Annotated in this window: 11 protein-coding genes and 2 tRNA genes; 6 read left to right on the forward strand and 7 right to left on the reverse strand. The window is 40.0% G+C overall.

What is annotated here, in order from left to right; genetic code table 11:
- Positions 1-91: 91 nt before the first annotated feature.
- Positions 92-176 (forward strand) — tRNA-Tyr (locus tag QMA12_RS06425).
- A 49-nt stretch (positions 177-225) separates the two neighbouring features.
- Positions 226-310 (forward strand) — tRNA-Tyr (locus tag QMA12_RS06430).
- Between the two features lie 541 nt (positions 311-851).
- Here QMA12_RS06430 and rplS read toward each other — a convergent pair.
- The 5 genes from rplS to ffh all read right to left on the reverse strand — a co-directional run bounded on the left by rplS (position 852) and on the right by ffh (position 4,453).
- The gene (gene rplS / locus QMA12_RS06435) at positions 852-1,211 is read right to left on the reverse strand and encodes a 50S ribosomal protein L19 (RefSeq protein ID WP_087530754.1); all 360 of its coding nucleotides are present in this window, start codon (positions 1,209-1,211) and stop codon (positions 852-854) included.
- Positions 1,212-1,244: 33 nt separating this feature from the next.
- Positions 1,245-2,012, reverse strand: coding sequence for a tRNA (guanosine(37)-N1)-methyltransferase TrmD (gene trmD / locus QMA12_RS06440; RefSeq protein WP_087530755.1), 768 nt, complete (start codon positions 2,010-2,012; stop codon positions 1,245-1,247).
- Positions 2,012-2,548 (reverse strand): ribosome maturation factor RimM, encoded by a 537-nt coding sequence (gene rimM, locus QMA12_RS06445; protein ID WP_290209618.1) that lies wholly within the window; start codon positions 2,546-2,548, stop codon positions 2,012-2,014. Before rimM ends, trmD begins: the two co-directional genes overlap by 1 nt.
- 17 nt (positions 2,549-2,565) lie before the next feature.
- Positions 2,566-2,814, reverse strand: coding sequence for a 30S ribosomal protein S16 (gene rpsP, locus QMA12_RS06450; RefSeq protein ID WP_058561214.1), 249 nt, complete (start codon positions 2,812-2,814; stop codon positions 2,566-2,568).
- 259 nt (positions 2,815-3,073) lie between these two features.
- Positions 3,074-4,453 (reverse strand): signal recognition particle protein, encoded by a 1,380-nt coding sequence (gene ffh, locus QMA12_RS06455; RefSeq protein WP_087530757.1) that lies wholly within the window; start codon positions 4,451-4,453, stop codon positions 3,074-3,076.
- A 256-nt stretch (positions 4,454-4,709) separates the two neighbouring features.
- On the opposite strand from ffh, the gene ccsA reads away from it, so the two are divergent.
- The 3 genes from ccsA to QMA12_RS06470 all read left to right on the forward strand — a co-directional run bounded on the left by ccsA (position 4,710) and on the right by QMA12_RS06470 (position 7,826).
- Entirely contained in the window at positions 4,710-5,516 is an 807-nt protein-coding gene (gene ccsA, locus QMA12_RS06460; RefSeq protein ID WP_087530758.1) for a cytochrome c biogenesis protein CcsA, read from the forward strand.
- A 61-nt stretch (positions 5,517-5,577) separates the two neighbouring features.
- Positions 5,578-6,846, forward strand: coding sequence for a CNNM domain-containing protein (locus QMA12_RS06465; protein WP_140394288.1), 1,269 nt, complete (start codon positions 5,578-5,580; stop codon positions 6,844-6,846).
- A gap of 143 nt (positions 6,847-6,989) precedes the next feature.
- On the forward strand, positions 6,990-7,826 hold the full coding sequence (locus QMA12_RS06470; RefSeq protein WP_087530759.1) for a mechanosensitive ion channel domain-containing protein: 837 nt from the start codon (positions 6,990-6,992) through the stop codon (positions 7,824-7,826).
- Positions 7,827-7,888: 62 nt separating this feature from the next.
- Here the strand turns inward: QMA12_RS06470 and QMA12_RS06475 are convergent, their stop codons facing one another.
- Together QMA12_RS06475 and gshA are read right to left on the reverse strand one after the other, a co-directional pair.
- Positions 7,889-8,497, reverse strand: coding sequence for a transglycosylase SLT domain-containing protein (locus QMA12_RS06475; protein ID WP_087530760.1), 609 nt, complete (start codon positions 8,495-8,497; stop codon positions 7,889-7,891).
- A gap of 124 nt (positions 8,498-8,621) precedes the next feature.
- Positions 8,622-10,199 (reverse strand): glutamate--cysteine ligase, encoded by a 1,578-nt coding sequence (gshA, locus tag QMA12_RS06480; protein ID WP_087530761.1) that lies wholly within the window; start codon positions 10,197-10,199, stop codon positions 8,622-8,624.
- Between the two features lie 461 nt (positions 10,200-10,660).
- Here gshA and QMA12_RS06485 point away from each other — a divergent pair, with 461 nt between their 5' ends.
- Entirely contained in the window at positions 10,661-12,208 is a 1,548-nt protein-coding gene (locus QMA12_RS06485; RefSeq protein ID WP_087530762.1) for a PAS domain-containing methyl-accepting chemotaxis protein, read from the forward strand.
- The last annotated feature ends 46 nt before the right edge of the window (positions 12,209-12,254 follow it).

The raw sequence follows: 12,254 nt of genomic DNA on the forward strand, positions 1-12,254 counted from the left end.
ATGAATAGATATTTATCGGCATTATTTGATATTTCTTTAGCTTTTTTCTTTACTTAAATAATAAGTTTGCTATTATCGGCGCCGTTGCATTGGAGGGGTTCCCGAGCGGCCAAAGGGATCAGACTGTAAATCTGACGGCTCAGCCTTCGCTGGTTCGAATCCAGCTCCCTCCACCACTTTTCTTACCGCTAAGTTAAGTGGGGCCAAATGTAACAAAAATAGTGTGGAGGGGTTCCCGAGCGGCCAAAGGGATCAGACTGTAAATCTGACGGCTCAGCCTTCGCTGGTTCGAATCCAGCTCCCTCCACCACTTTCCTACTAAGTATTATTTATTATCATTCACTTCTTCTATTTTATATCTCAAAAAAATTAATTAACTATTTAGTACATCCCTCAATCAGTTCTCTAAACCAGCCTATTGCAACTAAACAATTGAAACACTTTCTTAAGCGCATATGTTTTAACTCACTCAAATGGCGCCACCAAAACCACCCTAAGCCTTTCTATGCCTAGTTTGCTATATTCTATTTTACGATTACTTTAATCTGTCTCACACGGCCTCTGAGGCTGAGTTTACATTTGAGACACTGGTTGGTTCTAATTTAAAAAAACGGACGGGGATAAAATACAGCTTAAAAGCGTATTACGTATTTAGTGGATATTAATTGATGGAATAGATGTGGTTTACTCGACTAGCTTTACTTTTGCTAACTGCTTTAAACAATCACAGCTAAAGCTTGTTCCTACGGGGCTATTTCAACTCGCTAACTTTACTCTCGCACCCAAAAACCAAAACAGGTTGTAACCCGAAGGCTACAACCTGTTTTATCTGCGTTGATAAACAGCGCGTATTAGTTAAGTTTTTCTCTAATACGTGCAGATTTACCAGAACGCTCACGTAGATAGTAAAGCTTAGCACGGCGAACTGCACCGCGACGCTTAACTGCTACGCTATCGATAAGAGGGCTGTGCGTTTGGAATACACGTTCAACACCTTCACCGCTCGAGATTTTACGAACTGTGAATGCTGAGTGAAGACCACGATTACGCTTAGCGATTACAACACCTTCAAAGGCCTGTAGACGCTCTTTAGCACCTTCTTTTACACGCACCTGTACAACTACTGTATCACCAGGGCCGAATGCTGGTACGTCTGTTTTTAGCTGCTCATTTTCAAGCGCTTTAATAATATTTTGGTTTACTTTTGCCATTATGTTTCTCACTTTCCTAGGTGTAACTGTCTTCTAGCCACAAGCTTTTTGGTACTCTTGCTGAAATTTTGCGAGTAATACCGCTTGCTCCTCAGTCAGAGCTAGGTTATGCAACAAGTCAGGACGTCGTAACCAAGTTCTGCCTAGTGACTGCATTTGCCGCCATTTAGCTATCTCTTGGTGGTTTCCACTGAGTAATACAGCAGGAACCTGTTTGTCGTCCAATGTTTCTGGCCGTGTATAGTGAGGACAATCTAGCAAGCCATCCGAAAATGAATCTTGCTCTGCTGATTGGTTATGCCCTAACACACCTGGCACTAATCGCGCTACTGCATCAATTAATGTCATGGCTGGTAGTTCACCACCACTCAAAATAAAATCACCAATTGACCATTCTTCGTCAACGTATGACTCTATTATTCTCTCGTCTATACCTTCATAGCGACCGGCAATCAAAATCAGCTTTTCAGAGTTTGCGAGTTCGCTCGCTCCTTGCTGATCTAATTTGCGCCCTTGCGGGGACATATAAATTACTTTTGCACCATCACCTGCCGCTTTTTTTGCGTCAAGAATGGCTTGTTTCAATGGTTCAACCATCATTAACATACCCGGCCCGCCCCCGTAAGGACGGTCATCAACGGTTCTATGCTTATCAGTTGCATAGTCTCGCGGATTCCAGCAGTTAAAGTCGATTAAACCACTTTTTACTGCACGACCTGTTACACCTTGCTGTGTAATGGCATCAAACATGTCCGGGAAAAGGCTGATAACCCCTACCCACAACGAACTCGTTTGACTCATTAAAAGCCAGGATCCCAGTCTACGGTAATTTCTCTCGCTTCGTGTTTAACTTCTTTAATAACTGAATCAGTTAAAAATGGAATTAAACGCTCAGCTTGGCCAAATGCATCTTTATTATTTGCTTTCACAACTAATACGTCATTTGAGCCTGTCTCCATCAGGTCATCAACAGTGCCTAAGTTATAACCTTTATCAGTTACAACCGACATGCCAATGAGATCTCGCCAATAGAATTCACCTTGCGGTAATTCTGGTAGCTGCGCTGAATCCACAGAGATTTCAACATTGGTATACGCCATTGCTTGGTCTCTGTCGTTTACTTGCGCAAACTTAGCGATAAAGCCTTTGTTGTGGCGACGCCAGTCGACCACTTCTAAGGTCTGCCATTTACCTTGCTGCCCTATCAACCACGGGCTGAAATCGAAGATCCCTTGGGGATCATCAGTAAATGAATGTACCTTAAGCCAGCCCTTTATACCATACGGGGCACCGAGCTTTCCTACGACAATTATTGATGAGGTGTTCTCTTGACTCATGGTTACACTTACGCCTATTAAGCCGCTTTACGAGCGTCTTTAACTAACTTAGCTACACGATCTGAAAGACCTGCGCCTTGACCTACCCAGTGATCAACACGAGATAAATCTAAACGAACTTTTTCTTCCTGACCTGAAGCAATTGGGTTAAAGAAACCTACTTTCTCGATGAAGCGACCGTCACGCGAGAAACGGCTATCCGCAACCACAATTTGATAGAAAGGGCGTTTTTTAGCGCCACCACGTTGCAAACGAATAGTTACCATACCGTCCTCTAAATAGATTGACTGTTTTCATTAATAAGATTTACTCCCCAGTATGGGGAGCTGGGGAATTGTACGAGTTTTTAGCAACAATGCAAGTAAGAAGTGATCTAAAATTCCAGTTTAGTAGATTAAACACTGATCTGTGCGTCAAATAAGGAGTTGTAAGCAATTGAATGCATAAATTATCCACAAAAAAAGAGGCGTTTCGCCTCTTTTTAAAATTAATTTGCCTGTTTATTATGCAAAATTAACTACTGTATTAAAATTTAGGTCCGCCGCCGCCCATCATACCCGGTGGCATCATGCCTTTCATACCGCGCATCATTTTTTGCATACCGCCCTTACCTTTCATCTTTTTCATCATTTTTTGCATTTGGGTAAACTGTTTGAGCAATTTATTGATTTCTTGTACTTGCGTACCTGAACCTGCTGCGATACGCTTTTTACGCGACCCTTTGATGATTTCTGGACGCGCACGCTCTTGTTTTGTCATTGAGCTGATGATTGCTTCCATTTGAATTAAGGTTTTATCACCCATTTGGCCTTTGACTGCATCAGGTAAATTAGCCATTCCTGGTAATTTATCAAGCATTGACATCATGCCACCCATATTTTTCATCTGCTTTAATTGCTCTGCAAAATCATCCAGGGTAAAGCCGTTTCCTTTAAATACTTTTTCAGCAACCTTGGCTGCTTTTTCCTTATCGACTTTCATTTCGACTTCTTCGATTAATGAAAGTACGTCACCCATACCTAATATACGTGACGCGATACGGTCAGGGTGAAAAGGCTCAAGTGCATCAGTGCGCTCGCCCACACCCATAAACTTAATTGGCTTACCGGTAATGTGGCGAATAGATAAAGCAGCACCACCACGTGCATCACCGTCGGTTTTGGTTAAAATCACACCAGTCAGCGGCAATGCTTCATCAAATGCTTTAGCTGTATTTGCCGCATCTTGACCTGTCATTGCATCGACAACGAATAAGGTCTCGATAGGATTAATCGCACTGTGCAGCGCTTTAATTTCATCCATCATGTCGCTATCAACATGTAAGCGACCCGCGGTATCGACTAATACAACATCAATGAATTTCTTTTTCGCATGAGAAATTGCCGCATTGGCAATATCGACCGGTTTTTGTGAAATATCACTGGGGAAGAAATCGACATCAACTTCAGTTGCTAATGTTTCTAGCTGTTTAATCGCCGCAGGACGATACACATCGGCACTCACTACCAGAACAGACTTCTTCTTGCGCTCTTTTAAAAACTTCGCCAGTTTACCCACACTGGTGGTTTTACCCGCACCTTGAAGGCCTGCCATCATTACGACTGCTGGAGGTTGGGCATTTAAGCTTAATTCTTCGTTTGCCTCACCCATGGCTTTTTCAAGTTCTTCTCGTACTATTTTTACAAAAACTTGGCCTGGGCTTAAGCTTTTAGTGACTTCAACACCAACAGCACGTTCTTTTACTTGTTTTACAAACTCACGAACAACAGGTAACGCAACGTCAGCTTCTAAAAAAGCCATGCGCACTTCACGCAGCGTGTCTTTGATATTATCTTCTGTTAGGCGTCCGCGGCCGCTAATATTTTTTAAGGTTTTACCTAGTCGTTCTTGGAGATTCTCAAACATATAAAGGGTCCGATAAAACGTGATACCGATAGCATGTGAATCATGTAGCTCAAATTGTGAGCCAAAATTTATGCTTATCAGTATTAATTTAAATTTTAATTAAAAACAGTATACCGTAAATCTAGGCGCACAATACAGTATTCAAGTACTCTGTTTGAGTTTCTTTTTACAAAGTCTAGGCTTTTGCCTTGCTATAAAATACAATGGGCTAACTTTAACAAGGATTATTTGACTCAAATTGAGTGGCCAAAGCACTATGCTGATTATTAGTTTAACTATTATTGCCAGTTTATTTTACGTATTAGCGACATCTCATGTGTTGTCTCGGCTGTTTCATCAACAAGGACCGAGCCAAAAGCTCACTGTCATACTCAGTACAGTGGCAATCTTAGCGCATATGCTGTTGTTAGTTAATTCTGTGTTTCGTGCTGATGGGCAAGATTTAAGTATTGTTAATGTTGCTCTGCTTACATGTTGGGTCATTGTGGTTTCGGTCACAACTGTATCACTTAAATTTCCTGCAACACTTTTACTCCCCGTTGTTTATGGCTTTGCGGCAATTCTGACCTTTGCTAGTTTGTTTATTCCTCACCACATTTTACTGCAAAGCATTGAAGTAGAAATCGCTCTAGTCACCCATATATCACTGTCCTTATTAGCCTATTGCGTCCTGATCATTGCGACTTTATACGGTGTGCAATTTTACTTTATTGATAAGCGCTTAAAACGCAAAGACCTAGCGATTGTTCACAGCCACTTGCCGCCTTTAATGGTGGTTGAACGCCAGCTCTATCATTTGCTAACATTGGGCACTGTTTTATTAAGCGCAGCACTGCTTTCAGGCTTTTTATTTTTAGATGGCATGTTCGCTAGTGAGTTTATCCATAAGACTATTTTGTCATTAATTGCATGGGCAATATTTGCTATTGTAACGCTAGGGCATATAGTTAAAGGCTGGCGTGGAAAACCAGTTGTACTGGCTATTATGGTCGCGGCATTTGTCCTGACCCTCGCTTATTTTGGCAGCCGTTTTATACAAGAAGTTATTCTGAATAAGTTTTAACTTGACTCAGGCTGCTCACTACCGCTTAATACGCATTGATTTATAATAAAAGGATCCTTCTTTGGACAGCATATCGACGAGTGTTTTATTTATAATACTCGGTATTCTAATTTTATGTTCTGCATACTTTTCTGGCTCTGAAACGGGCATCATGTCAATAAACAGAATTCGTCTGCGCCACCTCGCTAAAGAAAATCATCGTGCTGCCAAACGCGTTAATAAGCTGCTGAGCCGTCCTGACAGACTCATCGGCTTGATCCTAATTGGTAATAACCTCGTTAATATCGCTGCTGCTCAGGTTGCCACTATCATTGGTATTCGTTTGTACGGTGATTTAGGTATCGCTATTGCAACTGGTGTACTTACACTTGTTGTACTTATCTTTGCTGAAGTTACGCCAAAAACCCTTGCTGCTCTCTACCCAGAAAAAGTCGCTTTCCCAAGCTCGGTAGTACTAAAAGGGTTACTTAAAATTTTGTTCCCGTTTGTTGTCGTAGTCAATTGGATGACCAACGGAATGTTACGCTTATTTGGTATTAGCGCTGAACAAATAGACGAACACAGCATGAGTAAAGAAGAGTTAAAGTCTGTATTAAATGAGTCCGGTGCACTAATCCCCGCTCGCCACCAGAGCATGTTGACCTCTATTTTAGATTTAGAGCAAGTCACCGTTGAAGATATTATGATCCCGCGTAATGAAATTATTGCTATCGATATCAATGACGACTGGAAACTAATTAGTAAACAGTTAACACACGCCCAGCATACCCGCGTGCTGTTATACCGCGATCAAATTGATGACGCTGTTGGCTTTATTCATTCACGTGATGCGCTACGCCTACTAACTAAAGAACAATTTGATAAACCCTCTTTACTACGGGCTGTTCGTGAAATTTACTTTATTCCTGAAGGTACATCTCTCAATACACAGCTGTTTAAGTTCCAACAATCAAAAGAACGCATTGGCTTAGTGGTTGATGAATATGGTGATATTCAAGGCCTCGTTACGCTTGAGGACATATTAGAAGAAGTGGTTGGTGATTTTACTACAACACAAACGCGAACCCCTAGCGAAGAAATTGTGCCGCAAGAAGACGGCTCATTCTTAGTGGATGGCAGTGCCAATGTACGTGATCTGAATAAAGAAATGGATTGGGAATTCCCGCTTGATGGGCCTAAAACTCTCAGTGGTTTAATTATTGAATACTTAGAAGACATTCCAGATACTAACTTAAGTTTACGTATTTCAGGCTACCCTATTGAAGTCGTTGAAGTTAAAGAAAACATGATCAAGTTAGTACGCATTCAAGCCAATAAACGTAACGTATAAGTCTCTAAAGTAGAGTAGTGAAATACTACTCTACTCCTCTTCACTTTAAAATTTCTGAATTTTCCGATCCAATTACTCATTTAAGTCATAAATATTAGACTATTATAGACTCTGCTAATTTTATGCTTAACGGAGAATCCTTAATGGACGAAATTTCTATCGAAGTCATTTACACCCAAGCTATCGAAATGCTGATGTTGTATGGCCCTAAATTTTTACTCGCAATATTTGTTTTAATTATTGGTTGGTGGTTTATTGGTCGCATTTCAAATATGGCTGAAAAATCAATGGCGCGAGTTAAATTTGAAGCAGGACTGACACACTTTTTAGTGTCGTTTATCTCTGTTATCTTAAAAGTATTATTGCTGATCTCAGTTGCCTCTATGATTGGCATAGAAACTACCTCATTTATAGCGATGCTCGGTGCTGCTGGGCTTGCAGTCGGTATGGCGCTACAAGGTAGCTTGGCTAACTTTGCCGGTGGTGTTCTTATATTGTTCTTTAAACCATTTAAAGTCGGCGACGTTATTGAAGCGCAGGGTCATATGGGTAAAGTGGTTGAAATACAAATATTTGTTACTGTGTTACTAACTTATGATAACGAAAAAATCATCATTCCAAATGGAGCACTATCAAATGGCTGCGTTAAAAACAAGTTTGCAGAGCCTACCCGCCGCATTGATATTGAGTTTGGTATCAGTTATGGCGACGATATTATAAGAGCTCGTGAAGTACTTATGAGCGTATTAAATGACTATGATTTAGTACTAAAGGAAGAGAATAAACAACCTGTGGTACACGTTAGCCAACATGGCGACAGTCATATAGGTATGTTGGTATGGGCTTGGGTTGATTCTGATAACTTTTGGCCAGTCTATTTTGGTTTATACGAACGCGTTAAAATTGCCTTCGATAAAGAAAATATCACCATCCCATTCCCACAACGAGATGTGCATATCCACCAGTTCCCTGGTAAGTAATTTTACTAGGATAATAATAAAGCCCGCAACTGCGGGCTTTTCGTTAACTTAAACTTGATAAATCAGCTAAATAAACGCTCTAACCAGCTTTTATCTAAATCATCTTCACATTTTTGTAGTTGCGCACCGTAGCGGCTGGCACGATTTTTAACTTTGTTAGCCACACTCATCAGCCACTTTTTCTTTTTATAAGTGCCACGCTTATAACCACCCCAGCCTTCGTGGTAGTTAAGGTATTGAGCGTAGGCGTCCCATTTTGATACCCCATTTACCTTATTGGTTTTATAAACAAACCATGCCATAAAATCGATAGCGTCATCAAAGTCATCACGATCAGCCCCACTATTCCCCGTCTCGCGAATATAATCAGACCACGTCGGTGTTTTTGCTTGTGAATAACCATAGGCAGAACTTGCACGACCGGTTGGAATTATCCACAAAAAGTATTCCATTGGTGGCGCTGCATCATGACGAAACGAGCTTTCTTGGTACATCATGCTCATAAGTACATGTTTTGGCGATCCCCATTTATCTTGAGCATCGCGTGCATCATAATACCAATCGTTTTTTTCTTCAAAAATTTTACAGATATCATTAGGTTGCTTGGGGGGAGCTGTGGCGCAACCAGTTAAAATAGCTCCCAGCGATAAAATAATTAATTTTTTTTTCATTTTTTTGAGTACTCGCTGAACTTTTTGTAAAAGTATGAGTCTTATTTTTTGAATGCGCAGTTTAGCATTGTTTCATCCCTGAAGAATTTTTACGCAGCCACCTTAGGCTGCGTTTTTTTGTCTGTTAATTAGCTTTAAAATAATCCGCTAAAAATGACTTAAACGACACACTATCAGCCGCGCTAATCGCTTTCTCATCGGCCATTGATTGTATAGCTTGTTGCTGTAAATAAGCATCGGAATAAACATGATAAGGCGTTACTTGATGGCTTTGTTTATACTTTTGGGCAAGCGCTAAAGCAAAGTGTCCATTATCAATGTTTGCGTCTTTTAGCTGATCAACGTATTGGCCTGAATAAGTTAAAGATGAATCATGTAACCATGTTTTTAAACGGTTCACGGTTGTTACATAATGCTCGGTACCATATGCATTATCCATATATGCAGCAACATCAGCTAACTGGCTAAATATTTCTTCACCCCAGTGTACTAAACTCGTTGCAACACCTGATTTATTTAACTCTAATGAGCTATCGCGCCCATTGTTCACAACGGAGTCAAGGTTTTCAGTGCTTCGAGTTTGCGAATCCCAATCCATATCTGGAGAGTCTTTTAACAAGCAATAGGTTAAAAACACATCTAAAAAGTGAATCTGCTCTAATGAAATACCCGTTTCACTAAATGGGTTAACATCCAGTGCTCGGATTTCAATATACTCGATACCACCGCGTAGTAATGCATCTGTTGGTGTTTCACCACTTTTTGCATTGCGCTTAGGACGAATTGGCGAGTAAAATTCGTTTTCTATTTGCAAAATATTTTTATTTAATTGCTTGGGTTGCTCGCTTTTATAGTCATCAATACTTTCGTAGATATCAGACGGTGTATTGATTGCACGTTTAAGCCCTGCGACATACTCTTCTAAAGAGTTATACATAACCTTTAACGACGATTGTGCGCTATTGGTATAACCTAAGTCTCCCAAACGCAAAGCAGTGCCTGTTTCTAAGTATAAAGTACCTTTACCTAATTTCTTAAATGGCAAATTGGTTTTACGCCCTTGTAAAAAGGAATTACATAGCGCAGGAGATGCGCCAAATAAATAACTTATAAGCCAAAGCTCTCGTTTGAAATTACGAATAAGGCCTAAGTAACCCGCTGATATAAAATCATCTAAAGAGCCTGAATCAGCTTTAATTGTTTGTAAACTTTGCCAGAAACTAGTCGGAAATGAGATATTAAAATGCACTCCAGCAATAGCTTGCATCATACTGCCATAACGATTTTTTAAACCTTCACGATACAAGGTTTTCATTCGACCAATATTTGATTCACCAAATTGCGCCAGAACTATATCGTCTTGATGTTCAATAAAGCATGGCATGCTAATCGGCCAAAGTAATTCGTCACCCATTTGCGATAAGGTGAATTTTTGTAAGTCTTGCAACTGCGCTAATGTTTCTTGGGCAGACTCACTAACAGGGGTAATAAACTCTAATAACGCTTCTGAAAAATCTGTGGTTATATGGCCATTTGTTAATGCACACCCTACGCCTTTGGGATGACCTTGCTGCGAAATAACTCCATTAGGCTTAATCCTTAGAGCTTCTCTTTCAATGCCACGTTGAATACCTTTAATTGCGTATTTATGTTGTTCTGGAGATAACGCTGTTAACGTTGAAGTTAGATCATGTGTTGTCAAAAAATGTTTCCTCGAGCCACGTGGCTTAATCCTAAGTCTATGGGGGCAAAATGATAATACTCAAGGCTTAATAGTTAAGAACACTCTCATTCCCACTATTTAGCATAATAACTATTATGCGTATTACAGCAAAATACTGACATTGCCAACACAATACCCAAAACCATTCAGAGCAGTTTGCTTCATTGTAGTAATCTTGCCATTGAAAAGGTGATTATACAATTGCTTTAATTGCACCACTGCTATGCGTTAAAATTATCTAGATAAGACAGACCGGGTAATAACCTATAACTGTTCAAAGTATTACTACGAGAGCTAAATAAATTTACTCCTTTATTGTTTCAGATCAGTAAACCTGCAATTAGTTACTTGAAAGCATTATATTTAGGTATTTTTACTTTATAAACTAAGTATTAACTTTATAATTGGCGTTAATAAAAAAGTATGTTTAAGGAAAGCCCATGCGTCGGGGTCACGAATTAATAAATGAAGAAGTTTCTTTTTCACAACAGCAAGAGCTCGTTTCTACAACGGATTTGCGTGGGGTAATCACCTACGCTAATGAGGCTTTTTGTGACATTGCAGGTTACAAATTAGAAGAGTTAGTAGGTAAAAACCATAACATTGTCCGTCACCCTGATATGCCCAAAGATGCATTTAAAGAAATGTGGGAAAAACTAAAAGCAGGTCATTCATGGCGTGGCATGGTGAAAAACCGCTGCAAAGATGGCCGTTATTATTGGGTTGATGCTTTTGTAACGCCTATTTTCGAAAACGGCCAACTTGTTGGCTACCAATCAGTACGAACGAAACCTTCAGAACAACTAAAACAACGAGCCATTGCGCTATACAAAAAAATAAATGAAGGTAAATCCGTCACCTCATTCAGAGAGCAAGTTGGAATCAGACAGCTACTTTGCGTTATTTTAGCCATCGTAAGTTTGCTAGCACTCGCTGTTTACACATCTATAGCAGTAGCACTTTTTGCGACGTTTTTTTTAGGTTTAATTATTTTACTCAATTACGACGAGCTAATTGTGACGCCACAGGCTTTAAAGCAACAAAAAGCAGAGTTTGACTCAGTCTCTCGCTATATTTACGTTGGTGTTCACCCTTTTAGCATTAGTGAGTATAACCGTGAAATGCTAAACGCCAAGTTACGAACCGTACTTGGTCGTGTAAAAGATGCCACGGTAACCTTTAATGCGATAGCCCAAAACTTAGATAATCAATCATCGCTTACAGAGCAAGGTATCTCAGCACAAGGTCAGCGTTTAAGCCAAATTGCTACCGCGATGTCGCAAATGAGTGCCACCATTGGTGAAATATCTAATAGTACTCAAGACACCGCCGAGAAAGTAAATGTAACTTATCAAAGTTGCTCTGATATAAAAGCCCACATAGCTGATAATAGTTCCATGGTCTCAGATCTGGCTTCTCAAGTGGAGCAAGCTGCGAGTACTGCAAATGCGCTGGCCACGGAAGCGGATAAAATTGGTCAAGTAATGACTGAAATTGAAGGTATCGCTGAACAAACGAATTTATTAGCTCTCAATGCAGCCATTGAAGCCGCAAGAGCGGGTGAACATGGCCGAGGTTTTGCTGTTGTTGCTGATGAAGTTCGTGCATTATCGTCTCGTACCCAACGCGCTACTTCACAAATCCACAGTTCAATTAAAGAAATTCAAGATACCTTATTTAATTGGTCTACAGTGATGAAAAACACCAAGGCACAAGCTGATGAATGTGTTAATACCACTGGACACACTCAAGTTGAGTTAGATAGCATTTTTGCGCAAATCAGTGAAATATCACAACTAGCAACACAAATATCCACTGCCGCAGAGCAACAACAAACAGTGAGTAGTGATATTGGTATTAATGTAGAGCAAATTAAAGGCTTTAGTGATGAAAACTTAAATTTGAGTTTTAATGTCGCTAAAGATGCAGCTCATTTGGTAGAAGGTTCACGTAAGGTGAAAGACATTTTACTTACTTTTAAAGTATAAAGTGTGTTACTAATCAATTAGCTCAATTGTAGTAGGCTAATAAAAA

The sequence above is a fragment of the Pseudoalteromonas sp. APC 3893 genome, from assembly GCF_030408095.1.
GTDB lineage: Bacteria > Pseudomonadota > Gammaproteobacteria > Enterobacterales > Alteromonadaceae > Pseudoalteromonas.